Genomic DNA, 23615 nt, shown 5'->3' with positions numbered 1-23615 from the left:
ACGGGGAATGGGGAGTGGGGAATGGGGAATGGGGGATGGGGAATCGAGCGAAAGGGAAGCATCCGGCGCCGAGCCGTGAGAAGGGGCCGCTGGGATCACCACTTCCCCGGCACGCACGCGCCCCACAGCCGCACCCGCCGCCGCTGAAAACGCCGCGCGCGGGCGGAGCCTCTGCCCCGCACCGCGGGCATCCCATTCCCCATTCCCCATTCCCCATTCCCCGCAGTTCAAAACGGCAGCCCCATGTCGAAGTAAAACCGCCCCTGTTCGCCCGCCGCGTACGACACGCTCAGGGCGCGGTTCAGGAAGATGAAAAAGAGCCCGCCGCCCGCGGCGGTGTGCCATCCGCCCGGCGAGTCGCCGTCCACGTACACGCGCCCGGCGTCGGCCAGCGCAAAGGCACCCACCGTGCCGCGGACCCCCAGGTTGGCGCGAAAGAGGGTCTGGCGCAGCTCCGCGCTCCCGTGCACCGCGCGGTCACCGGCGAAGCGCTGGGTGCTGGAGCCGCGCAGCGAGTTGCCGCCGCCGATGAAGGCGGCTTCCTGGAGCGGGAAGTCGCCCCACGCCTGGCGCACCCCGCCGCGCACCGCCAGCACCGGGCCGGCGCTCCCACCGAAGTACGCCCTCGCCAGCGCCCCCGCGCTCCCGAACGCACCGTCCAGCCGCGCCACCGCCGGAAAGGCGCTCGCGTCCGCCGAGAGGGCGAAGCCCAGGCGCGGGAAGGTGGGAGTGTCCACCCTGTCCACCAGCAGGCCGGTGCGCGCGCCCAGCGCTCCCCACGTCCGCGTGCCGCGCACCCCCGGCTGCTCGGCGGGCGAGCCGTCGCGGACGCCTGGATCGGTGAGACGCCCCACCGGCGCCACGGTGAACCACGTGCGGCGCGACAGGGGGAAGAACCAGGTGGGCTGCACCAGGAGCTGCCGCTCCCACACGCGGCGCACCTCGTGGTCCTCCACCTCCGGCGTCTCGTTGCCGAAGCCGTGGAAATCCGTGGCCGCCACCCCCGTGGCGCGCACGTCCGTCGTCAGCCAGCGGCGCGTGCCGGCGAAGTGGTACTCGCCCGCGTACTCCAGGCCGAAGCGCGTGTGCTGCGGCGCCCACACCACGCGCAGCTGCCCCTCGGTGGCGAAGGGGAAGCGCCGGAAGCCGTGCGTCTTGAACGCCGGCCCGCCGCCCACCACCACGCCGATGCGCGAGCGCCACCCGCCGTACGGCGCGAACAGGCTGCGGCTGCGCCCCCAGTCGCGGGGCGGGCTCACCCCGGCGCCGCGCTCGTACGCGGGCGCCGTGTACTCGCGCGTGTCCACGTGGGTCCGCGCGCCGCGCACGAAGGTGTTGTCGCCCCGGTCGTCGTAGAGCCTCACCCGCGTCCCGCGCGACGAGTCCGCCAGCGCATCGTCGCCACCGCCGCCGATCACGCGGGTGGTGATGCGTCCCGGCCCGCCGCGCACCGCCGCCCGGTCCGCGCCGCCGTGCAGAAAGAGCCGGATCTCGCGCGTCTCGCCCGGCAGGAAGCGGCGGCGGAAGTAGGGCGCCACGTCCTCGCCGCCGGCGTGGATGCGCACCTCGGCGCTCCCATCCGGCGCGTGCTGCACGATGGCAAGGTCGCGCTCGTCGCGGGCGTGGATCTCGGGCTCGGCCGCCATCCACCCGTACCACTGCATCGCCACCTCGCGCAGCCGCGCGCGCCGGGCACGGAGCATGGCGCGCATGAAGTCCGCGTTCAGCGGCCGGTACTCGGCGGGGAGCCGCGCGACGGCGCCGTCGATTACCGCGTCCGAGAGGCGCGACTGTAGGGTCGTCACCACCGACTCCCACGCGGCGCGGTCCAGGTCGCCCAGCAGGCGCCGGTCCAGGAGCTGCGCGTTCTGGATCAGCCCAAAGAGCTGCCCCTCGTAGTCGTCGGTGAAGCGCACTGCCTTGGGAAGCTGCCCGCGCGCCAGGTCCAGCGCCAGCCCGTCATAGTCCGCGAAGACGTAGTCGCGGTCGCGGGGCACGGCGCGCCACAGGCGCTCGCCGCCGCGGTCGTAGCGCACCCAGCTGTACTGGTCCTCGTGCCGGTCCCAATCGCCGAAGTAGATGTCCATCAGCCGGCCGGCCAGGTAGTCGCGCGTGTCCAGCCGGTGCGCCGGGCCGGACTCCAGCGCCTCCAGGAACTCGTCGGTGTCCTCGATGTCGCTGGCCGCCGCGATCCCCGGCACCTCGCTGTTGCCGGCGCGCGGGCGCTCCTCCAGCAGCCCCAGCCTGCCGTGGAAGGAAGCGTGCTGCTGGGGCAGCCCGCTCGCCGGCATCGCGTAGACGCTCGGCGGCACGTACAGCACGCCGGCGGCCGCCAGCAGCGGGTCCGCCACCAGCGCCGCCGCGGGGTGCAGCGACGACACCTGGTCCTGGATCACCTCGCCGACGAACGTCCCCTGGATGTCCGGCGACTGGCCGCGCGTCTGGTTCTTGTTGATCAGGCGGAAGGCGTACTCGCGCCCGTTCGCGCCCCTGAAGCGCACCGACTCGGTCTGGTTGCCGCCGCCGGTGCCGGTCGGCGTCAGCCCCCCCGCGAAGCCGCGCAGGTCCAGCACCGGCACCTGCACCGGCGTCGTCCACAGGTTGCGGTACGACTCTCCCAGGAGCGATTCGGGGAGTGGCGGATGCGCGTACTGTGCCCCGGCCGCCACCCGCGCCGACCCGCCGGTCTGCGCCGCGGCCAGAGAGGGCAGGAGCGCGATCGCCGCCGCCGTGAGGACCCGCGGCCGGGGCCTCACGGCGTCACCGGCCGGGGCGTGGCCGGCGCCCCGGGCACACTGGGCTGCGGCGTGGCGGGGCGCTGCGGGCCCGCGGGGTTCAGGCGCGAGGTGTCGGTCCCCGCGGGGGGGAGCTCGCTCTCGGTGGACTGCACCGGCGGCAGCCCCTGCGTGTCCAGGAAGATGGAGAAGTCCTCCGTCGCCTTCCCGGTCCGGTCCACCACGAGCACGGCCAGGCGCACGCGGCCGTCCTTGAGAAAGGTCACCCGCTGGAAGCCGCTGGCCCGCCGCGCGTACCGCGACCCGGTGATCGCCCGCACCGAAGTGGTGTGGCCGTAGATCCCCGCGCCGCTCACCACCTGGTAGCGCGCCGGCGCCCTGCGGAACACCTGCAGGTTGTGCTCGTGCCCGGCCGCGTAGATCAGCGGCGGGTTCCGCTGGAAGGCGCCCGCCATGTTCACGCGCAGCCGGGTGTACTCCGGGCCGTTCACGTCCTGCCGGGCGAAGAAGCCGGCGTTGCGCACGTACGGGTGGATCTGCAGGTACGTCGGCCAGTCGAAGTAGCCGCCGTGCTCGCCGCCGCTCACCAGCGGGTGGTGGCCCACCACCACGGTACGGCGTCCGCCGGCGCTGGCCAGCACCGCCCGCATCGAGTCCACCATCTGCCGCTCCGACTTCACCGCGCACTCGGATTCAGGCCCCTCCGGCCGCGAGCCGCCGGCCTGCAGCCACCACTGGGTGTCGATCATGATGAGGCGCAGCGTGGGGTTCAGATCAAGCACCTCGGGCCCCGGGCACCCGCCGTTGGGGAGCATCGCCACCCGCCCCTTTCCGCGTTCGTCCACGTAGCGATCCTGCCGGCGGACGAAGCGCCACCCCTCGGATCCGCCCGCCTCCCAGTCGTGGTTGCCGGGCACCAGCACCCCGCGCCCGCCGCTCTCCAGGATGGCGTCGATCTGCTCGTTCAGGATCGCCTCGCCCACGGCGCGCTCGGTGGTCTGCGTGGAGTCGACGAGCCCGCGCGGGTACAGGTTGTCGCCCAGGTACACGACGAAGGTCTGCTCCGGGTCGTCGTCCTTGATGGCCTGGCGGAGCGCGTTGATCACCGGGTCGCCCTGGGGGCTCGGCTCGGGAAGCCCCGCGTCGCCGATCAGGAGCAGCGTATAGGCGATGGAGTCGCGCTGCACCGCGTCGATCACCTTGCCCACGTTGAACGCCGACTTGTAGCACCCGGCCAGCAGCAGGGCGCAGGGCAGGAGCACGGCCGCGGCCGTCGTCCAGCGTTGTCGATTCGTCTTCATCCGATGTAGTCCTCTAATCCTGCTTGCGTTTCTTCCGCCGCGTTCGGAACGGTACGTACTCCGCGGCGGAGACCTGGGCGGACCAGCGCTCGTCGAGCGCGCCCACCAGCTCGGCCGGGGTGATGTCGCTCTTGAGCCGCACGAGGTATTCCAGCACGGCGGGGCGCTCGGGCTCGCGCCGCACGTTCGCCAGCCGCCAGTCGCTCGCGGTGTCGCCGAGCGCCTCCTGCACGGTGAGGCGCGCCACGTCCGGCGCGCCCGAGTGCACCAGCAGGATGCCGTCCGTGCGCATGTCGCCGTCGTGCTCCAGCATCCGCCGCCGGATCTCGCGCTGCGCCCCGGGATCGTCGGCGATCATCAGCTCCGAATCCCCCACCGACAGGATCCCCGTGCGCCCGTAGCTCCCGCTGTAGATCGACCCCACGTTGTGCTTCCACACCAGGAGCACGACGAAGTTGAAGGCCAGCGACATCGCCAGCGCCACGTCCAGCGCCTGCACCCCCGCCGACAGACCGATCCCGATCACCAGAAAGATGTAGACGGCGTCGCGCGGGTCCTGCAGCGTGTTGCGAAAGCGCACCGCCGCCACGATCCCCGCCAGCGAGAATGCCAGCGCCAGCGAGTTCTTGACCACCAGCGCGATCCCCGCCACCACGATGGGCAGGATGATGACCGACGAGACCAGCGCCGGATCGTAGCGGAAGCGCTTGGTGAACATGTACACCCACGCCACCGGGATCACCAGCGACAACGCACCCGCGATCACCAGCAGCGTGGTGAGCGCGCGGTGCAGCGCCTCGCCCAGCGACAGCCGCGCGCCGTAGTCGCCCAGCGTCGGCGCGCGGGTCAGCAGCCCCGCCCCGCTCCCCCCTCTGCCCAGATCAGGAAGGACGACGGGAGAGATGAAGGCGTCGCGCACCATCGGCACCCAGTACACCAGCGCGCCCATGATGCCGATGAGCAGCACGTAGTACCCTGCGAGCCGCAGAAAGGGTGCGCGCCGCGACTCGGAGATGCGCTCCATGATCCTCCGCCCGCGCGGCGCGGCGGCCGGCGGGCGGATGGGTGCGGGCGGGCGCGGCGGCGGGCTCCCGGGCCGGCGCCCCTCCACCCTCCGCACGGGCCTGCCGCGCGCCAGGAGCGTCTCGGACTCGCCTCCCAGGATCGGATCGTCGTCTGCTTTGCCGGGCATGCTCGGTTGGCCTGTGCGCCGCGTGCCACGCTCTGGCGCGCGCACGCTCTTGCCCGTGCCGCGGAGCATGAACCACGCCGCAAGCTGGTTCAGCACATTCGGGCCCTGGCGCGATGTAAATCCGGCCTGCACCCGCCGCCGTCCCCGAAACCACGCTGGGAGCCGCCTCCCACGGGAGCGCTCTCGTCCGTTACCCGCCAGCTGGCGGACCTATTTCCAGACGACAGCCGTGAAGGGCCGAAACCGGGGTATCTCCTCTTATCCCCGGCCGATTTAGGTACTCGGCCCTCAGCGAACAGCTAGATTGGAACCGATGCCCGTCGCCGCTCGGAAGCCCCTTCACTTCGTAGGATCGAGTCGCAAGGATCTCAGGGCGATGCCGGAGGACGTGCAGGATGTCTTCGGCGCGGCGCTGCTGGATGCGCAGCATGGCGAGTCGGCTCCCAACGCGCGTCCATTCGGGGAGGGGCTGCCTGGCCGGGTGCTGAAGCTTGCTCAGGACCACTACGGAGATACCTACCGCCTCGCCTATACGGCGACGTTCCCGCGAGCGGTGTACGTCCTTCATGTCTTCAAGAAGAAGCTGGCCGGGAGAACCAGCACTCCGTTCGCGGAGATCGAGCTGGTCCGCACCCGCCTCCGCATCGCCGCGGAGCACTACCAGGAACACTACCGCCCCTGGGGAATGGCAATGAGCGATGACACGATGGTACACGACAGCACCGGGAACGTCTTCGCGGACATGGAGATGGCGGATTCGGAGACTCGCCTGGCCAAAGCTGAGCTCGCCCGCGCGATCCGCAACGTCCTTGAAGAGCGCGGCCTCGACGAGGCCTCCGCGGCCGAGCTGCTGGGGATCAGTCAGCCGGACCTCTCCGACCTCACGGTTGGGAAGCTGGCCCGCTTCAGCATGGAGCGACTGGAACGCTTCCTCAACGCCTTGGGCGTGGAGTCCGCATCCACATGACCCGTGCGCGAGTTGAAAACGCCCCCGGGGCGGCTTTTTTTGTGATCCGGAGAGAGCCGCCTCATGGGCCTCAGCTGCAGTTTCCGGCCTCCTGCGGCGACCGAAGGATCTAGCCAGCGGGCTGAGAGATGTGCGTCAAAGGGGCGACTGCAGAAGCTTAAGGGAACACGGGAATCTTGCCTCCGCATGAGCCGGTGCACTGATATTGGTGCAACTGTACCAAATTTGGTGCGATCGTACCAAATCTGGTCTACGTGCACCGGATCGCATATGCTCTTTCAACCACTCGACGCGGTCTTGGCTACCACGGCCAAGATCCAGATCATACGCGCGCTGATGCCTCTCGAATCGCCTGTCACCGGGCGGGAGGCGCAGCGGCTAGGAGGAGTGCGCTCGACTCTTGGAGCCGCGACGGCACTCAGTGAGCTCACCGCTCTTGGGATTCTGATGCGCGGCGGGAGCTCGAGCACGCACCAATATCGCGTCAACCGGGACCATCATCTCGAGCCGGCGCTCCGCGCGCTCTTTGACGCCGAAGGACGGCGGATCCCAACCCTGAAGACCGCTCTCACCGACGCGCTGACGCGTGCAGGCGTGCTGGAAGACATCCGTTCCGCCGTGCTGTTCGGCAGCCAGGCGCGCGGCGATGCGCGCCCCGACAGCGATCTGGATGTCCTCTTCGTCACCCACGCCGCTGACAGTGTGGCGGACGTGGAGCGCGCGATCATCGATACTTCGGCCGCTATCCAGATCCGTCTCGGGCTGCGCCTCGCCGGGATCGTAATTCCCTCCGCACAGGTGCGCGAGCGCACGAAGCAAGGCGATCCCCTGATGGAAGCGATCCGAACCGAGGGCCGGGGACTTCTGGGCGAGCCATTCTCCGAGGTGGTAGAGAAATGGTGAGCATCGGGAAGTCGAAACGCGAGGAGCGCACACGGGCAGCGAGATACCACGAGATCGGCCAGGCGCTCCTGAAGACGGCGAGCGATTTGGAGGCTCTGGCGGATCCCCGGTAGGGCAACGCGCTCGCGATCATCGCCATCCACGCAGCCATCGCCTTCACGGACGCACTGACGGTGAAGTACTGCGAGTTGAAGTCCGCGGATGGGGACCACACCCGTGCGGCCGATCTCCTGGTCCACGCAATGGGCCACAAGGCCGATGCGGACCATGTGAAGCGCCTGCGAGGGATTCTGAACGCGAAGAGCAGTGCGTCGTACAGCGGAAACTTCTACACCCTCGCGGATGGCGTGCGCGTGCTCATGGAAACCCACATCTACGCGGGCTGGAGCGCCGAGATGCTGCACGAGCGGCTATAGCATCCGAGAAGACCAGCGGAGCCCAGGGCAAATGCGGTGAACAGCCGCCGCGAACGAGACCCTTGCATCCCCCGCCGACCGAATACATATTCGGTTCACACCCCCAATACACCGCCCGCGACCGCCTCCCCCGGCGTCGTGCGGCGTACGCGGAACCCCGCCTCGGCCCACCCGAGCGCCGCCACGCGCGTCGCTCCCCATCCAGAGAGAAATGCGTCTCGACCTGCTGATCCTCGCCGCCACCCTCTCCGCGGGTGACGCCCCCGCAGTGCCGCACCATCCGAACGCCGCTCCCCGCATCGAAGCAACCGACACGCTCCCCACCGGGGCGCGCATGGTACGCAGCGCCGCGCGCGCGGTGCTGACCGGCGTCGGCATCGAGAGCGGGACCACCACCGCACGCACGCGCGCGGCCCTCACCGCGCTGCGCAGCCGCGTGCGGCGGCAGAGCGACCCGGACGCGCTGCGGCTCGCCTTCCGCGCGTACTACAACTACAAGGCGGCGCACCCGGACAACGTCCGCAAGCCGTACCTGTACTACGTGGACTACGGGCTGGATGCGCGGACGCCGCGCGGCTACGTCTTCGACATGGATGAGCTGCGCGTGGTGGACGGGCCCTTTACCGTGGCGCACGGGCGAGGGTCGGCGCCGGACCGGGCGGGGGTGCCGCGGCGCTTCTCCAACCGGCAGGGGAGCAACGCCACCTCGCTGGGCCTCTTCCTGGCGCAGGAGACGTACTCCTTCAGCGGCAGCAACAACGGGAGCCGCTACCGCTCCGTCGGGCTGCGGCTGAGCGGGCTGTCGGGGGCGTTCAACAGCACGGCGCGGCAGCGCGGGGTGGTGGTGCACGGCGCGCCGTACGTGACGCGGCTGCGCGCCGGCCGCAGCGAGGGATGCCCGGCGCTGGAGCAGTCGCGCGCAAGCTGGCTTCTTCCGCGGCTCGCCAACGGGAGCCTCGTCTTCCTCTTCTCGCCGCTGGACCGCAACTGGATGAAGCGCGACCCGTGGGCCGCGGCCAGCAGCACGTAGGGCCTTGACACGCCTCGTCCGCACCGCCTACGATTGAGCCCATGAGACACGCCGCAACGCGCCGCACGACTACCCTGACCGCCACGACCCGCAGCACGGGCCGCGGCCGGGGATGCATGCGCCGCTGACGGCGTGGAACTCCCGGTGGACGCGCGCGGCCCGTGAGCTTCACGGGCCGCGGTTTTTTATGTGCCCGGCCGGGCTCCCCCGGCCGAAACCAGCCAAGCGGATTCCTGATGCCCGGTGAAGAGCGAGTCGTCCACAAGTTCGGCGGCACCAGCGTGGCGAGCGCGGAGCGGTACCGCGCCGTCGCGGAGATCCTTACGCGCAGGCCGGAGCCGCGACGCGTGGTGGTGGTCTCCGCCATGAGCGGGGTGACCGACGCGCTGGTGAGGACGGTGGAGCGGGCGGGGAACCGCGATCCGGCGTACCGCGACGAGCTGGCGGAGCTGCGCGCGCGCCACGTGGCCGCCATCGACGGCCTCCTCGCCGGCGCCGCGGGCGAGCCGGTGCGCGCCGCCCTGGAGCGCGACCTGGCCGACGCGGAGGACGTGCTGCGCGCCGCGTGGGTGCTGCGCCACTGCCCGCGCGGCGCGGTGGACATGGTCTCAGGGCTGGGCGAGGTGTGGAGCGCCCGCCTTCTCGCCGCGTACCTGGCATCCACCGGCGCCGACGCGGAGTGGCTGGACGCCCGCGAGGTGCTGGTGGCCGTGCCGGGCGAGGGGACGCCCCGCATCGACTGGGATGCCTCGCGGGAGCGGCTCGCGGCGTGGCGCGCCGCCCGCGACCCCGAGCCGGCTACGCTGGTGGCGACGGGCTTCGTGGCCTCCACGCCGCAGGGGGCGCCCACCACGCTGGGGCGCAACGGAAGCGACTACTCGGCCTCCATCTTCGGCGCGCTCTTTCGCGCGGACTCCATTCACATCTGGACCGACGTGGACGGGGTGCTGAGCGCCAACCCGCGCCTGGTTCCCGAGGCGGTGCCGCTGGAAAGGATGTCGTACCGCGAGGCGATGGAGCTGGCCCACTTCGGGGCCCGCGTGGTGCACCCCGCCACCATGGGACCGGCGGTGGAGCTCTCCATCCCCATCTACATCCGCAACACCTTTCGCCCGGAAGGCGCCGGCACCCGCATCGATCCCGTGGGCGGCGCGGAAAGGATGGTGAAGGGGCTCTCCACGGTCGAGCAGGTGGCGCTGGTGAACCTGGAGGGCACCGGGATGAGCGACTCGCCCGGGATCGCGCACCGCCTCTTCGGCGCACTGCGGGAGGCAGGGGTGAGCGCGCTGATGGTGTCGCAGGGCAGCTCGCAGCACTCCATCTGCTTCGCCGTCCCCGCGGCGCTGGCGGAGAGCGCGCGCCAGGCGCTGGAGAGCGCCTTCTTCGCCGAGCGGCACCAGGGGATGATCCAGACGCTGGAGGTGGACCCCGGCTGCTGCATCCTGGCCGTGGTCGGCGACGGGATGGCCGGGCACCCCGGCGTCGCGGCGCGCTTCTTCGGCGCGCTGGGGAGCGCCGGCGTCAACATCCGCGCGATCGCGCAGGGCTCCTCAGAGCGCAACATCTCGGTGGTGATCGATGGGGCGCAGGCCGGGCGCGCGCTGCGGGCCGCGCACGCCGGGCTCTACCTCTCGCGCCAGACGATCTCGGTGGGGGTGATCGGTGCCGGGGTGGTGGGGGCGGCGCTACTGGACCAGCTCCACGAGCGCGCGGAGCGGATCCGGGCGGAGCACGACGTGGACCTGCGCATCCGCGCGGTGGCCTCCCGATCGCGCATGGTGCTGGACGACCGCAAGCTTCCACTGGACCGCTGGCGGGAGGCGCTGGCCGGGGGCGATCCCTTCGATCTGGACGACTTTCTGGCCCACGTGCAGACCGACTACCTGCCGCACAGCGTGGTGATCGACTGCACGGCGGACGAGGGGCTGGCGCGCCGCTACGGCGACTGGCTGCGCCGCGGCATCCACGTGGTGACGCCCAACAAGCGCGCCAACACGCTCGATTTCGCCTACTACCAGGAGCTGTGCAGCGCCGGGCGCGGCCCCGGGGCGCACTTCCTGTACGAGGCCACCGTGGGCGCCGGCCTCCCCATCATCCAGACGCTGCGCGACCTGATCGCCACGGGCGACGAGGTGCTGCGCATCGAGGGCGTGCTCTCCGGGACGCTCTCTTACCTCTTCAACTCCTTTGACGGGGTGCACCCCTTCTCGGAGCTGGTGGCCGACGCGCGCCGGCGGGGGTTCACCGAGCCCGACCCGCGCGACGACCTTTCCGGCGCGGACGTGGCGCGCAAGGTGGTGATCCTGGCGCGCGAGATGGGGCTGCCGCTTGAGGTGGGCGACGTGGAGCTGGAGGGGCTGGTCCCCGCCGGGCTGGAAGGCGGCACGGTGGACGACTTCCTGGACGGGCTGCGCCACCACAACGGCCGCATGTCCGCGCTCTGGAACGAGGCGCGCGCCCGCGGCGAGGTGCTGCGCTTCGTGGGGTCGGTGGAGCGCGACGGGAGGGCGCGGGTGGGGCTGCGCGCCGTCCCCGCATCGCACCCGTTCGCGGGGCTCACCGGCACCGACAACCTGGTGAGGTTTGAGACGCGCCGCTACACGCCGAACCCGCTGGTGGTGCAGGGCCCCGGCGCCGGTCCGCAGGTGACCGCGGGCGGCGTCTTCGCGGACCTCCTGCGCCTGGCCGCGTACCTGGGCGGCGCACGATGACCGCCCCGGCCCGCGCCACCGCCTTCGCGCCCGCCAGCACCTCGAACCTGGCGGTGGGCTTCGACATCCTGGGCCACCCCGTGGGGCCGATGGGCGACCGTGTGACCGTGGTGCGCGTCGAAGAGCCCGGGGTGCGGGTGGCCGGCGCGTCCGGATCGCTCCCCACCGATCCGGCGCTCAACACCGCCACCGTGGGCGTGCTGCGCATGCTGGAGGAGCTGCGCCCCGGCTTCGGCGTGGAGGTGCACGTGCACAAGGGAATCCCGCTGGGCTCCGGCGTCGGCGGGTCGGCGGCGTCGGCCGTGGCGGGGGTGGTGGCCGCCAACGCGCTCCTCCCCGAGCCGCTCCCGCGCGGCGAGCTCTTCCGCTACGCGCTGCTGGGTGAGGCGGTGGCCAGCGGTGCGGTTCATGGCGACAACGTGGCGCCCTCGCTCTTCGGCGGACTGGTGCTGGTGCGCTCCGCCGAGCCCGCGGACGTGGTGGCGCTCCCCGTGCCGCCGTCGCTCCGCTGCGCCATGGCCCTGCCGCGCATGCGGCTGGACACGCGGACGGCGCGCGCGGTGCTCCCCGCGAGCTACCCCCTCCACACCGTCATCGAGCAGACGGCGAACCTGGCGGGGGTGATGGCCGGCCTCTGCACCGGCGACCTGGCGCTGGTGGCGCGCTCGATGCGCGACGTCCTGGTGGAGCCCCACCGCGCGCCGCTGATCCCAGGCTTCGCCGCCGTGCGCGCCGCGGCGATGGCGGCGGGCGCGCTCGGCTGCTCCATCTCCGGCGGCGGCCCCGCCCTCGTCGCCTGGTGCGACGGCGACGATGCCGCCGAGGCCGTGCGCGCCGCGATGGTGGACGGCTTCGCGCGCCACGGCCTGCCTGCCGAGGGGTGGACCTGCCCCGTGAACGGACCGGGCGCCCGTGTGGAGGAACTCTCGTGAGGTACCACAGCACGCGCGACCCCGCCCACTCGGCCACCCTCTCGGAGGCGATCTCGCGCGGCCTGGCCCCGGATGGCGGCCTCTACGTCCCCGAGTCGTTCCCGTCGTTCGGCGATGCGGAACTCGCGGGAGCTGGCTCGCTCCCCCAGGTGGCGGCACGGCTCCTGGCGCCCTTCTTCGCGGGCGACGCGCTGGCCCCGGCGCTTGGCGACATCTGCCGCGAGGCGTTCGACTTCCCCGTGCCGCTCAAGGAGATGCGCGGGAGCACCGCCGTGCTGGAGCTCTTCCACGGGCCAACGGCGGCGTTCAAGGACGTGGGCGCGCGCTTCCTGGCCGGGTGCCTGTCGCGCATCGCCGCCGAAGATGCGCGCCCGCTCACCCTTCTCGTCGCCACCTCGGGCGACACGGGAGGCGCGGTGGCGGCGGCCTTCCACGGGCGGCCGGGCGTGGAAGTGGCGGTCCTCTTCCCCGCGGGGATGGTGTCGCCGCGCCAGGAGAAGCAGCTCACCTCGTGGGGCGGCAACGTGCGCGCCTTCGCCGTGCGCGGCGACTTCGACGCCTGCCAGCGGCTGGTAAAAGGCGCCATAGCCGATCGCGAGCTCCGCGCGCGCCGCCGGCTGTCGTCCGCCAACAGCATCAACGTGGGCCGGCTCCTGCCGCAGATGGCCTACTACGCGTGGGCCTCGCTGGAGTACCGCGCGCGGCACGGCGTCGCGCCCGGCTTCGTCGTGCCGTCCGGCAACCTGGGCAACGCGGCCGCCGCATTGTGGGCGCGCCGCTGCAGCCTCCCCGTGCGCGACGTGGTGCTCGCCACCAACGCCAACCCCGCCGTCACCTCCTTCTTCGGCGGCACCCCCTGGACCCCGCACCCTACCCTCGCCACCCTGGCCACGGCGATGGACGTGGGGAGTGCCAGCAACATGGAGCGCCTCCTCTACCTCTTCGGCGGCGAGGCGGAGACGCGCGCCGCGCTCCGCGCCTTCCTGGTGGACGACGACGAGATCCGCCGCGTGATCAGCGACGGCCCCGCCTCGTGGGGCGAGATCTGGGACCCGCACACCGCCGTCGCCATCGCGGTGCGCGAGCGGCTGGATTCGCCGCACTGGATCGTCGTCTCCACCGCCCATCCCGCCAAGTTCGAGGGCGTCGTGGAGCCGCTGATCGGCCGCCCCGTCCCCGTCCCCCCCGACCTCGCCCGCCTCCTCGACCGCCCCGGCCACGCCGAGCCGCTCGAGCCGGAGATGGCGGCGTTCAAGGCCGCGCTGGACGTGCAGGGTGGATGATGGGTTGGCTGCGCTCTTCTACAGGTACCTTGCACCTGCCCCTGCAGCCATGGAGAAGCGCCGTGAGCAACCTGATGGAGCGAATCACCGTTAATCCTCGCCAGTGCGGCGGCCGCCCCTGCGTCCGCGGCATGCGCATTCGCGTCACGGATGTGCTCGATCTGCTCGCGTCGGGCCAGACGCGCGAGCAGGTGCTAGAGGATATGCCGGACCTGGAGCCCGAGGACATCGAGGCATGTCTTCGGTTCGCCTCTCGTCGCATCGACCATCCCGTCGTGGTCGCATGATCTTCTGGTTGGATGCCCAGCTCTCACCGGCCCTGGCCGTGTGGCTGCGCATGCGCTTCGATCTGGATGCTGCCGCGGTTCGAGATCTAGGATTGCGTGAGTGGAAGACACGGTGATCTACGCCGCGGCCCGGAAGACGGGTATCGTCATGGTCACCAAGGACAGCGACTTCGTGGACCTGTTGCAACGGATCGGCCCTCCACCACAGGTTCTGTGGTTGCGGTCTGGCAACACATCGAACGCGCGCCTCAAGCAGATCCTGGTGCAAGCGCTTCCAGACGTGCTCCCGATGCTGGAAAGCGGCGAGCCATTGGTTGAAATCGGCGACGCCTGGTAGCGAGGGTAGCCGGCAGGCGCCGGACCGTTCTGCGCCCTAGAAGAGCGCCCGGAGCCATATCGCTCCGGGCGCTCTCGTGTGTCAGCGCTCCCAGAATGGCGGCGGCTCGATTCCGAGCGAGCGCAGGTAGACGTAGCCCTGGCCACGGTGGTGGATCTCGTTGTCGATCGCATACAGGATGAGGTCCGATGCGCGGCCGGGGTACTGCCCGAACGCCATCATCTTCTCCCCGAACTTCTCGAGCGGGATCTGCGGCCAGAGCGTGTTGATTTCCTCAGTCGCGGCGTCCCACTGGCGGAGGATCTCGTCCTTGGCGACGGTGGCGCGGTCGAACGACGTGTCCCATTCCTGGGTCAGCACTCCGCGCATCATCGGCACGGCGATGGCGAGCAGCTCCATCGCCATGTCGCCGAAGGTGCGCATCCCGGCCAGCGAATAGGTGGAGAGCTGGTCCTCCGGGAACGCCTCGATCACGCGCCGCGTGAGGCGGCGGTGTCCCTGCCAGTGCTCCAGCAGCGCTTCGGAGGTGATGACCTGCGTGGACGGCGCGGACACGTCGGACATGAGGTACCTCGGCGGAAGTTCAGGGGTCTTCGGACGCCACCGCGATTCGGCAGGTGTTCGGTGGCGGCGTGAAACTGCTTCGCGCGCCCGCGCGACGCAAGTGGGTTCGCTCGGCTGGCGTGCTGTGGGTCTGAAGCCGTTGTGCTCGCCGCAGGGGAGCGCCTACCTTCGTTCCGGGATCGTGGCCTATGCTCCGCGCCGTCCAGCGAGTATGAACCGCACCAGACGGTTGATCGTGGACGACCTCGGCTCGCTACACAACGCCAAAGCCCGCCGAGGCGCGGTGCTGTGGCCCCCGGCGCGACGCATCGATTCAATATCGGCAAATGGGCCTGGATGAGCGAATACCAGTACTACGAGTTCCTGGCGGTTGACCGGAAGCTCACCCCGGCCGAGATGCGCGAGCTGCGCGCCGTTTCCACGCGCGCCGAGATCACGCCCACGCGCTTCGTCAACGAGTACCAGTGGGGCGACTTCAAGGGAGATGCGTTCGCCTGGGTGGAGCAGTACTTCGACGCCTTCCTGTACCTGGCGAACTGGGGAACGCGCGAGCTCTTCTTCCGCCTACCACCCGGTTCGCTGGAGCTGGAGACCGCGCGCCGGTACTGCCCCGGCCATCCGGCGGCTGCGGAGGGCGAGCCCGTGATCCTCTCCTTCACCAGCGAGCTGGACGGCGGGGATGACGAATGGCTGGAGCCGGGGGGCGTGCTGGCGTCCATCGTCGCGGTGCGCGGCGAGATCGCGAGCGGGGACCACCGGGCGCTGTATCTGGGGTGGCTCCTGTGCGTCTGGTCCGGCGAGCTTGCGGACGAGGAGCTTGAGCCCCCGGTTCCGCCGGGGCTCGGCGATCTCACGCCGGCGCAGCACGCCTTCGCGGACTTCCTGCGCATCGACCCAGACCTGATCGCGGCCGCGGCGGAGGGCAGCGCCAGCACGGCGCCCACCGATGACCCAGCGGGGGTACGGGCATGGGTCGCCGCGCTCCCCGCCGCCGAAGCGGCCGACCTCCTCGCGCGAGTGGCCGAGCGCGACCCCGCCTCCGTGCGCGCGGAGCTGCTGCGCCGCTTCCGCGAGGTGCAGGGCGAGCCCGGCGGGGAGCTCGCGGAGCCCCGCACCGTGGCGGAGCTGCTGGAAGCGGCGGAGCGGATTTCGGCGGAGCGGGCCCGTGCCGAGGAGGAGGACGCCGCGCGGGAGCAGGCGCGGCGTGAACGCGCGGAGGCCGCTGCCCGCGAGCGCCGCCTGGACGACCTCGCGGAGCGCGAGGAGGAATCCTGGGCGCGGGTGGACGAGCTCGCCGGCCAGAAGAACGCCGGGGCCTATGACGAGGCCGTGCGGCTCCTGATGGACCTCCGCGAGATCGCGGTGCGGGACGGCCGAAAAGACGAGTCGGATGCGCGCACCGTTGCCGTTCGCGGGCGGCACATGAAGAAGCGGCGCTTCGTGGAGCGGCTGAATCGGGCCCTCCGGAGTGAGCGGCCTTCGGGCCCCGTCGCCACCTCACAGACCGATCTGTCGCTGGCCTGATCGCGCCGTTCCGGGGCCCCACCCTCGTCGCTGCACCCCTGGCGGAGGCGTACGGCGGGTGATCCGCTCATGCTCGTGGCACTCCCCGAGGTTGCGCGCCCCATCGTACCACGCGCATGTTGCGCCGCACGCCCTCGCTCCCCGCCTCCAAACCGGTCCAATGAAAATCGCACGGCTGCTTTCCCTTGCCGGGCTCGGACTCTGGCTGGCCTCGACTCCTTCCGTCGTCGTACAGGTGGCCGCGCAGGCCCCTGACAGCCAGGCGCAGGGTGCGCCGCCCGCGCTGGAAGGGCGGGGGACCTCCCCCGGCGCCACGGGGCTCCCCGCGGACCAGCCCGAGGCGGCTGCCCCGGTGCCCCCCGCACCCGCTCCGGCGCAGGGCGGCGTGATGGGCGCGATCGACCGTGCGATGGGCAGCGTGAACGCCGTCATTGGCTCCGTCTTCTTCTTCGACGTCCTCTTCTGGGACCCGGACCACACGCTCCCCCTGGCCGTGCTCTGGCTGGTGGTGGGGGCCGTGTACCTGACGTTCCGGATGCGCTTCATCAACCTGCGCGGCTTCGGGCACGCGATCCAGGTGGTGCGGGGCAGGTACGACACCCCGGGAGCCGGGGGCGAAGTGTCGCACTTCCAGGCGCTCACCACCGCGCTCTCCGCGACCGTCGGTCTGGGCAACATCGCCGGCGTGGCGATCGCCATTACGCTGGGTGGCCCCGGCGCCACTTTCTGGATGATCGTGGCGGGCTTCCTGGGAATGGCCTCCAAGTTCACGGAGTGCACGCTCGGCCAGCAGTTCCGCAAGATACGTCCGGACGGACGGCTGATGGGCGGAGCGATGTACTACCTCAGCGAGGGGCTGGCGGAGCGCGGGCTGCCCAGGCTCGGGAAGTTCCTGGCCGTGTCGTTCGCCGTGCTGTGCGTGGGCGGCTCGCTGGGCGGCGGCAACTCGTTCCAGGTGAACCAGTCGCTCAACGCCATGCAGGAGACGATTCCCGCGCTCGGCCAGTACCCGTGGGCGTACGGCCTGGTGATGACGCTGCTGACGGGGATCGTCATCGTGGGCGGCATCAAGCGCATCGCGAACGTGGCGGACAAGATCGTCCCCATCATGTGCGGCGTGTACGTGCTGGCGGCGCTGGCGGTGATCGTCATGAACGTGGAGGCGGTGCCGGCGGCGTTCGCCTCCATCTTCACCGGGGCGTTCAACCCGGACGCTGCCTACGGCGGGCTCATCGGCACGCTGGTGGTGGGCTTCCAGCGCGCGGCCTTCTCCAACGAGGCCGGCGTCGGCTCGGCGGCCATCGCCCACTCGGCGGCGAAGACGGACTACCCCGTGCGCGAAGGGATCGTGTCGCTGCTGGAGCCGTTCATCGACACGGTGGTGGTGTGCACCATGACGGCCGTGGTGATGGTCGTGACCGGCGCGTACAACAACCCGGCGTACCAGGACCTGATCACCGGCCGCAAGGGCGCCGCGCTGACGTCGCGCGCCTTCGGTGAGCAGATCTCCTGGTTCCCATACGTGCTTTCCCTGGCCGTCTTCCTCTTTGCCTTCTCCACCATGATCTCCTGGTCGTACTACGGGGAGCGGTGCTGGGCGTGGCTCTTCGGCGACCGGTCCTCGGGGATCTACCGGGGGCTGTTCCTCCTCTTCGTCTTCCTGGGCTCCATCATCACCTCCAGCAACGTGCTGGACTTTGGCGACCTGATGATCCTGGGGATGGCCTTCCCCAACATGCTGGGGCTGTACTTCCTGGCGGGGCGGGTCAAGCGCGAGCTGGACGGGTACTGGGCGAAGCACAAGGCGGGCGGGCTGGAGCGGGCGACGTAGCGGCGGTCTGAGCTGCGCCCCACACAGAGACACAGATGACGAAGGCGCGGAGAGAACATCCTCTCCGCGCCTTCGTTCGTGCGGCTGCCGTGGCTACCTGCGCCGGTTTCGCTTGCGCGCGGCTTTGGCGTCCTTGCGCCGGTTCTTCGTCTTCTGACCCGCGCGGCCGCGCTTGGGCGCGGCCTCCGCGGGGGGCGCCGACGGAGTACGCATTTTGAACGGGAAGTTGTCCGCGCGAGGCTTGGTGCGCTCCGGGAGCAGCCCCATCTGTACCTGCACGTCCTCCCAGTCGCCGGCCATCGAGAGATCGACCGCGCCCGCCTCGAACGCGTCGGTCATGAGGGGTGCGGCCTCCGTCGCGTCCAGGTCCATCAGATAGGAGATTACGAATGCGTTGAACTCGGGATCGCGATCTTCCCAGTCGCGGAGAAACGCCATCAGAAATTCGACGGCCTGGTCCCGCGTCTCTGGCCAGCGGGCCGCCACCTCCGTCAGCACGTGCATGCCGGCGTAGCGGGTAAATTCGTCCAGATCTTCCCGCGCCACCATTCTCTTAGCTACGGGGATCGCGGCCGGGCCGATCATCCCGAGCACCCTGGGAATTTCGGTGAGCCTCCAGTCGTCCTCCTCGTCCTGCGGCTCCTGGAGCAGCGTCGCGAGCGGCTCCAGCGCCTCCTCCGCCTGAAGCTGCCCCAGCGCCCGCCACGCATGGATCGGCGGCCAGAACCCGCGAGGGCTGTCCTCGTCGTATTCCTGCACCTCCGGATCAGTGAGCAGGCGGATCAGCTCCGGCGCGTGCTCGCGCGTGAGCCCCAGTGCCAGGTAGTCGGGCCACGGGTTCTGGCGGGCCGGGTCCTCGCCGAGCTCCAGCAGCTGGGCCACGGGCGGGGAGTACGATGTGTCCATTCGGGTGATTCGAAGTACGGGTTCTCGGAGGCGGAGGTGTGCCCGCGCCGCATCCGGCGTGCCGCGTCCCGCTGGGGTAGGCTACATTATCGCTCGCCGCCTCCCGGCCCCCTCAGGCTTGGAAGCGGTGGGGGATGGTGGCGGCGGGTCCTTTGGGGGGTGGTTCACCGCCGGGCAACTCGCGAGCGTGTGGTGCTCACTCGCACGGCGGCCGATCCTGCGCTGGTGGACGCCATCTCGCGGAGCCGGAGCGCGTCGGGCCTCACGGGCTCGCCCCCCTCATGGCGTAATTTGCGTGGAGCACACCTGGGCCGCCTGCACGGCGGGAGGAACGGGTCGGGGGACCCGTACCACATGCCCCGCTCGCCGGAACCCGCGCATCGGCGCTTGGCCAGACTCTGGAGCGCCTGCGGAAGTTGCGCCCATTCGCGGCTCAAGCGCGAGGCTACCTCGCCCGCGATCTCCTGGACGAAACGCACATTCGCACCGGGCTGCTTGTCGCGCTTGCCTGACGTGCGCGCGCGGCACTGCACGCGCGGGGGATGTGGAGCGGATGCTGGGAACGGCGCGGGCGGGCGGGTGAGCATGGTACGGCGATGAAAGCGCAATGGCCGGATTGCTCAACGCGATCCAACCCCGATTAGTCATGGCTCTGCCCACCCGGAGTCAAGCGGCGGCAGTCCGCATTGTGACAACGTTTGCTACGCAGCCAGATTTGGAAGCTCTTCAGGCCCTGCACAGAGTTCACCCAATCCTAAGCGAATCAACTGGGCTCTTGCCGCCTTTGAGTAAGGGCTGTTAGGGAGCGTGGTTTGTTTTATCATCTCCGCTTGCTTCTCGATCGGAAGTTCATCAGCGACGATGTCCGACAAACTACCTGCATGTAGTGTTTGTAGCAGCGTCTCATAGAGGTCTACAACGAGTCGCATCTGTCGCTTCCGGGCTTCCACCAGGCGTGGTAGATTCAGGCCATATAACTCGATTGAGCGTTCGACGCGGTGCCGCCGTGTCGCGCCGATACAGAACACACTCGGTATCAACGCTCCCGTACTCTCAACATCGAGCAACCGGACATCTGCTTCGACAACAGGATCCAAAAGGACCGGGAGTTCTGAGCTTTCGCACCGATCAGTCCAGCATGCTTTTGGACTACGATCAAGAAGTGGAAACCAATTCCCCTTTCCACGTAGATCTCCGGTATCTTCGTCCTTGCTGATCCGGTTCGAGCGTCCCGCGGCGTACCTGAAGTTCTCCCACGAGAACGCGAGCCACTGGTATCCGATTTCTGTTAACTCCTCGGATCGACGAGCTTCAAGTTTAGGGCGAAAGTGGTCAACGTCGAAAAAGGATTGTGGCTCAAGACTTTCGGAATACCAACACTTGCCATACGACATTCGAGAGAGGTGACGAGCAAACGCCCGCCATATGTGTGATTTCTTCCGGATAAAAGCGGGCCGCTCAGTAGCTGGCAGTTTCTCAAGCTGTTGCTGTGCCCGTTCCGCCACCCTGAGCACCTTTGCCGGGATGAGATTAGCGTCACGTCGAATGTAAATCATGCGGTAGATCCGTTATCCAACAGTCTCTTGATGAGTGCGCTCATAACTCCGTGGCGCCGGGCCGCTTCCTCTGGGCTAAGTGGCGGGCGATCAGCATAACGCACGTCCTGCCATGCATGAAGGAAATCTTGGTATAGCGGCTCCCGATCCTCGAACATGAAACCTAGTCGCGCGAGTTGATCATTTAGCAGAACTAACCGTTGCTCCTGCTCAGCTGTTCTCTCCTCCAGACGTGCAAGCGAGTTCCTCGCGTCGACCAGCCGTTGTGTCTCAGGATCAAGAGTAGTAGGTAGGCCAAATATCTCGGTCAACGTGGCAGTAAATCCCATCCCCCGTGGATCGGTGTAAGGTGCCCCTGCGGACACCTTGCCCGTGTCATCAACGAACAGCACGCGAACTTCCTCCTTGCTTAGTGCCGAAATCGTAAGTGGGTTATGAGATGTCATTATGATGTGACAGTTCTCTGCATCTGCCGCGATGCCGGTCCAATCCCGGAGCAGGTTTAGGTAGGCGTGCTGCCAGACAGGATTTAGATGGGTATCAGGTTCGTCAAGCAGAAACAACGCCCGTCGCCCACGTGAGACTCGAATAAGTCCCAAAACCATCAGGAGTTGTCGCTCGCCATCCGAGAGATCTGCGAAGGATACATCCCCTGTGTCATCATTTCTACGGGTGACCCAAAGATGGAGATCACGGATGAGATCGGAAATATCCACCGCTTCCAGCGCAGAGAACAACGCAAGATCTCCTTGGTACTGATCGGCTAACTCCTTGAGAGCATCGGCCGTGCGAAGAAACGCGGCGAACTGTGCCTCAGACCCGCCTTTGTCTCGGTAGTCGTCGATGGGATTGTCCTCTAACGCAAGCGGATGAAACGCTACATCGCGCAGTGCCCGCGCGCAAGCGCCAGCAGGACCCTCTGCACCCCATAACTCATGCGCGTCCCGAAGCCGAGTCTTGCGCGTGCTCTTTGAAAACCAAGGCTCATGGAACAGCGCAAGAGCAGAGTGGAACCCTGTGATCCCCAACTTATCTGCCAGAAGAGACGTAACTGACGCCTCTGGAAAAGCAAAGAATGCTAGGAGTGCAAATACCCCGTGGATAGGCCTGCAGTAGAACAGCCGACGAGCCTCAAGCGCCTCTTGGCACTCGGCAGGATCATTGTTGGTTTTGATGGCGTCATAGTATCGCCGTTGGTGGCTATCAAAGAGCGTTTCCAATCTTCGGCGGTCGCCTGAGTAGTAACCAAAAACTAAGTCTGGGAAAAGTTGCGACCGCTCCGCCTCGAATTCCCCTCGGGAAAGGGCCTTGCCATTCACCAACACCGCGGGAGCCCGCCCGCGGTTTGTTAATCTCACACTGTTCCCGGCGATCCTGTAGTCTACCTCGTATCTGAAACGGATATCTCCTCGATTGATATCTACATACCGAAAAACGTCAGTGATCGCCTCAATCAGGTTTGACTTCCCGGTGCCATTCTGACCGATGATCACGGTGGTCAGAGTTTCGGTACTGAAATCCACGGTAATGCCATGCAAATTTTTATAACCTTCTATATACACGCGATCTAGTCTCATTGTAACGCCTCCAAATAGTCCCGCGAATCGTTGATGAACTTCTGGTCGACCTCCCAGGCAAGCTGCTTGTAGAAATCCGACACAGAGAGGCCTGCGCGCCGAAATAGTCCGTCAACGGTGGCTGGTTGCACCGTCTCGCGCAGTAAACGCGCGAGATATGGTTGGTGGTATACATCTGCGTCTGATCGGGATTTTGTCATAGCCGACCTCTCGCGAGGAGCACGCGGAATGGGAGAAAACTGTTGTGGCTCACGAGCAATTGGCGCTACGGCGGCTCGTGCGAACTTGATCCGGTCGAGAAGGCGGGATGCGGGTTCATCCTGTGGATCTTGTGGTACTAGTTCACCTCTGTAGGCCAGTGCTAGTAGAGCCGGCACGAATTGATTAACTGCGAGACGAACCGTTTTGTAACGCGCTTCAAGTTCGTTAACACCATTTAACAGGCGCTCTACACGCGCAGTAATTTCGTGTTGCTCCGCCAGAGTCGGTAGTGCAAACTGATAAGAGGCCAGCTTTTTAGCATTGATGTTTGATTGGCTCACCCCGTCTGACTTCACTCGCTGACAATACTCGCGTCCTTGAGAACTGTTCAAGCTGTAGCTTAGGAAATCGGGTAACACGCTCCCTTGGCAACGTACTCGAATCAGATAGCCAGCATAGATGGCCTCTCGCTCGCCATGGTAGACTGCTGTCTTCCCCACGAGCTCGGGACTGTTTGTGCGATTGAAGAGAACATCGCCAGGTTCGAGTGAATACTTGTTGATCTCGGATGGATTAGACGTATACACCAGGTCGGACCAGTCAATATGCCCATCTTGGATATTCCCCATCCGGAGCACAGGGACCTCACCGGACTCCGCTGACTTCGCAGCTGATCCGTAAGAGAACCCAGAGGCTACCTCGGAGAGGCTAACAGTCTTCCAACCACCTGAAACTTGATGTTGCGAACGCCAGTCAACTGTCAGTTCGCCGGATGTGGCGTACGTTAGAATCGCCAGCCGCAGCCGAGACATGAGCGACGGAACACGAGATAAATGACTGCGGCACCTGTCCGCGCGGGATAGAAGTATTCGCAACTTCTCGGATATCCGTCGCTGTTCCGCCGCGGGCGCAAGCACAAACGGCGCGCGCCGCGCCGCGGCGGTGCCGAGCCGAGGCATCGTTAACCCGTGACTAACGGAGTTGACGTAATGCGAAAACTGCGGGCTCCGTAGCCAGTGCAGCACAAAAGTTGAATCAAGCTCCGATGGTGGGCGAACCGGCATAATCTCAGTGCTGCAGCAGCCATCCTCATCAGCCTGGAGAACTTTGTTCAAATACGGGCGAAGCTTGCCATACAGTATGTCCCCTCGTCTGAACCTGTTCTTCGTGCTCTTCGGCTGGCGATCCGGGGTCCGGACACGGCGAAGCAGCCGCGACGTGTCCTTCTCGATGTCTTCGAGTTCCAATATCCAAGTGTCTTCCAGAATCTGTGCTGGTTCTGCTCGCTCGTTTGTTCCATACTCTACGACATCGGAGAGCGTGCACTCTACCCACGTAGGTGGAATCGCACCCGAGGGGCGT

19 protein-coding genes are annotated in these 23615 nt (G+C 68.1%); 11 read left to right on the top strand and 8 right to left on the bottom strand.

Annotation, left to right across the window (positions count from 1 at the left end):
• Nucleotides 1-227: 227 nt before the first annotated feature.
• Genes VF584_03905 through VF584_03895 form a run of 3 tightly spaced genes read right to left on the bottom strand, consistent with a single transcriptional unit; the run spans nt 228 to nt 5228 of the window.
• Nucleotides 228-2756: a hypothetical protein gene (locus VF584_03905; protein ID HEX8209310.1), complete on the bottom strand. Its 2529-nt coding sequence runs from the start codon at nt 2754-2756 to the stop codon at nt 228-230.
• Nucleotides 2753-4036 (bottom strand): metallophosphoesterase, encoded by a 1284-nt coding sequence (locus tag VF584_03900; GenBank protein HEX8209309.1) that lies wholly within the window; start codon nt 4034-4036, stop codon nt 2753-2755. Before VF584_03900 ends, VF584_03905 begins: the two co-directional genes overlap by 4 nt.
• A 13-nt stretch (nt 4037-4049) precedes the next feature.
• Nucleotides 4050-5228 carry a DUF4956 domain-containing protein gene (locus VF584_03895; protein ID HEX8209308.1) on the bottom strand — a complete coding sequence of 393 codons (1179 nt, stop codon included), beginning with the start codon at nt 5226-5228 and terminating at the stop codon, nt 4050-4052.
• Between the two features lie 313 nt (nt 5229-5541).
• Here VF584_03895 and VF584_03890 point away from each other — a divergent pair, with 313 nt between their 5' ends.
• The 9 genes from VF584_03890 to VF584_03850 all read left to right on the top strand — a co-directional run bounded on the left by VF584_03890 (nt 5542) and on the right by VF584_03850 (nt 14094).
• Nucleotides 5542-6195: an XRE family transcriptional regulator gene (locus VF584_03890; GenBank protein ID HEX8209307.1), complete on the top strand. Its 654-nt coding sequence runs from the start codon at nt 5542-5544 to the stop codon at nt 6193-6195.
• A 270-nt stretch (nt 6196-6465) separates the two neighbouring features.
• On the top strand, nt 6466-7098 hold the full coding sequence (locus VF584_03885; protein HEX8209306.1) for a nucleotidyltransferase domain-containing protein: 633 nt from the start codon (nt 6466-6468) through the stop codon (nt 7096-7098).
• A gap of 173 nt (nt 7099-7271) precedes the next feature.
• The gene (locus VF584_03880) at nt 7272-7514 is read left to right on the top strand and encodes a hypothetical protein (protein HEX8209305.1); all 243 of its coding nucleotides are present in this window, start codon (nt 7272-7274) and stop codon (nt 7512-7514) included.
• Nucleotides 7515-7725: 211 nt separating this feature from the next.
• Nucleotides 7726-8544, top strand: a complete 819-nt coding sequence (locus VF584_03875; protein HEX8209304.1) for a murein L,D-transpeptidase catalytic domain family protein — start codon at nt 7726-7728, stop codon at nt 8542-8544.
• A gap of 236 nt (nt 8545-8780) precedes the next feature.
• Entirely contained in the window at nt 8781-11255 is a 2475-nt protein-coding gene (thrA, locus tag VF584_03870; GenBank protein HEX8209303.1) for a bifunctional aspartate kinase/homoserine dehydrogenase I, read from the top strand.
• Nucleotides 11252-12187 carry a homoserine kinase gene (locus VF584_03865; GenBank protein ID HEX8209302.1) on the top strand — a complete coding sequence of 312 codons (936 nt, stop codon included), beginning with the start codon at nt 11252-11254 and terminating at the stop codon, nt 12185-12187. The genes thrA and VF584_03865 overlap by 4 nt, the downstream gene beginning before the upstream one ends.
• The gene (thrC, locus tag VF584_03860; protein HEX8209301.1) at nt 12184-13470 is read left to right on the top strand and encodes a threonine synthase; all 1287 of its coding nucleotides are present in this window, start codon (nt 12184-12186) and stop codon (nt 13468-13470) included. The genes VF584_03865 and thrC overlap by 4 nt, the downstream gene beginning before the upstream one ends.
• Nucleotides 13471-13532: 62 nt before the next feature.
• Nucleotides 13533-13757 carry a DUF433 domain-containing protein gene (locus tag VF584_03855; GenBank protein ID HEX8209300.1) on the top strand — a complete coding sequence of 75 codons (225 nt, stop codon included), beginning with the start codon at nt 13533-13535 and terminating at the stop codon, nt 13755-13757.
• Nucleotides 13758-13857: 100 nt separating this feature from the next.
• Nucleotides 13858-14094: a DUF5615 family PIN-like protein gene (locus VF584_03850; protein ID HEX8209299.1), complete on the top strand. Its 237-nt coding sequence runs from the start codon at nt 13858-13860 to the stop codon at nt 14092-14094.
• 81 nt (nt 14095-14175) lie between these two features.
• Here the strand turns inward: VF584_03850 and VF584_03845 are convergent, their stop codons facing one another.
• Nucleotides 14176-14658 (bottom strand): DinB family protein, encoded by a 483-nt coding sequence (locus VF584_03845; protein HEX8209298.1) that lies wholly within the window; start codon nt 14656-14658, stop codon nt 14176-14178.
• A gap of 336 nt (nt 14659-14994) precedes the next feature.
• On the opposite strand from VF584_03845, the gene VF584_03840 reads away from it, so the two are divergent.
• Both VF584_03840 and VF584_03835 read left to right on the top strand, forming a co-directional pair.
• Nucleotides 14995-16182 carry a hypothetical protein gene (locus VF584_03840; protein HEX8209297.1) on the top strand — a complete coding sequence of 396 codons (1188 nt, stop codon included), beginning with the start codon at nt 14995-14997 and terminating at the stop codon, nt 16180-16182.
• Between the two features lie 160 nt (nt 16183-16342).
• Nucleotides 16343-18013, top strand: a complete 1671-nt coding sequence (locus tag VF584_03835) for an alanine/glycine:cation symporter family protein (GenBank protein HEX8209296.1) — start codon at nt 16343-16345, stop codon at nt 18011-18013.
• A gap of 93 nt (nt 18014-18106) precedes the next feature.
• On the opposite strand, the gene VF584_03830 is transcribed toward VF584_03835, so the two are convergent.
• From VF584_03830 to VF584_03815, 4 genes are all read right to left on the bottom strand, one after another.
• Nucleotides 18107-18919: a DUF1186 domain-containing protein gene (locus tag VF584_03830; GenBank protein HEX8209295.1), complete on the bottom strand. Its 813-nt coding sequence runs from the start codon at nt 18917-18919 to the stop codon at nt 18107-18109.
• A 701-nt stretch (nt 18920-19620) separates the two neighbouring features.
• Entirely contained in the window at nt 19621-20475 is an 855-nt protein-coding gene (locus VF584_03825; GenBank protein HEX8209294.1) for a hypothetical protein, read from the bottom strand.
• Complete coding sequence (locus VF584_03820) at nt 20472-22052, bottom strand: AAA family ATPase (protein HEX8209293.1); 1581 nt, start codon at nt 22050-22052, stop codon at nt 20472-20474. The genes VF584_03825 and VF584_03820 overlap by 4 nt, the downstream gene beginning before the upstream one ends.
• Entirely contained in the window at nt 22049-23065 is a 1017-nt protein-coding gene (locus VF584_03815; GenBank protein ID HEX8209292.1) for a restriction endonuclease subunit S, read from the bottom strand. The genes VF584_03820 and VF584_03815 overlap by 4 nt, the downstream gene beginning before the upstream one ends.
• Nucleotides 23066-23615: the final 550 nt, after the last annotated feature.

Source organism: Longimicrobium sp., from assembly GCA_036389135.1.
Lineage (GTDB): Bacteria > Gemmatimonadota > Gemmatimonadetes > Longimicrobiales > Longimicrobiaceae > Longimicrobium.
Note: the sequence above shows the minus strand (reverse complement) of the source record. Positions and strands in the feature narration are given on the sequence as shown.

What these genes read in the sequence shown, in the direction of transcription:
- VF584_03900 (HEX8209309.1), bottom strand. Translation starts at nt 4,036, where the DNA reads ATGAAGACGAATCGACAACGCTGGACGACGGCCGCGGCCGTGCTCCTG.
- VF584_03895 (HEX8209308.1), bottom strand. Translation starts at nt 5,228, where the DNA reads ATGCCCGGCAAAGCAGACGACGATCCGATCCTGGGAGGCGAGTCCGAG.
- VF584_03890 (HEX8209307.1), top strand. Translation starts at nt 5,542, where the DNA reads ATGCCCGTCGCCGCTCGGAAGCCCCTTCACTTCGTAGGATCGAGTCGC.
- VF584_03885 (HEX8209306.1), top strand. Translation starts at nt 6,466, where the DNA reads ATGCTCTTTCAACCACTCGACGCGGTCTTGGCTACCACGGCCAAGATC.
- VF584_03875 (HEX8209304.1), top strand. Translation starts at nt 7,726, where the DNA reads ATGCGTCTCGACCTGCTGATCCTCGCCGCCACCCTCTCCGCGGGTGAC.
- thrA (HEX8209303.1), top strand. Translation starts at nt 8,781, where the DNA reads ATGCCCGGTGAAGAGCGAGTCGTCCACAAGTTCGGCGGCACCAGCGTG.
- VF584_03865 (HEX8209302.1), top strand. Translation starts at nt 11,252, where the DNA reads ATGACCGCCCCGGCCCGCGCCACCGCCTTCGCGCCCGCCAGCACCTCG.
- VF584_03845 (HEX8209298.1), bottom strand. Translation starts at nt 14,658, where the DNA reads ATGTCCGACGTGTCCGCGCCGTCCACGCAGGTCATCACCTCCGAAGCG.
- VF584_03840 (HEX8209297.1), top strand. Translation starts at nt 14,995, where the DNA reads ATGAGCGAATACCAGTACTACGAGTTCCTGGCGGTTGACCGGAAGCTC.
- VF584_03835 (HEX8209296.1), top strand. Translation starts at nt 16,343, where the DNA reads ATGAAAATCGCACGGCTGCTTTCCCTTGCCGGGCTCGGACTCTGGCTG.
- VF584_03830 (HEX8209295.1), bottom strand. Translation starts at nt 18,919, where the DNA reads ATGGACACATCGTACTCCCCGCCCGTGGCCCAGCTGCTGGAGCTCGGC.
- VF584_03825 (HEX8209294.1), bottom strand. Translation starts at nt 20,475, where the DNA reads ATGATTTACATTCGACGTGACGCTAATCTCATCCCGGCAAAGGTGCTC.
- VF584_03820 (HEX8209293.1), bottom strand. Translation starts at nt 22,052, where the DNA reads ATGAGACTAGATCGCGTGTATATAGAAGGTTATAAAAATTTGCATGGC.
- VF584_03815 (HEX8209292.1), bottom strand. Translation starts at nt 23,065, where the DNA reads ATGTCTCGGCTGCGGCTGGCGATTCTAACGTACGCCACATCCGGCGAA.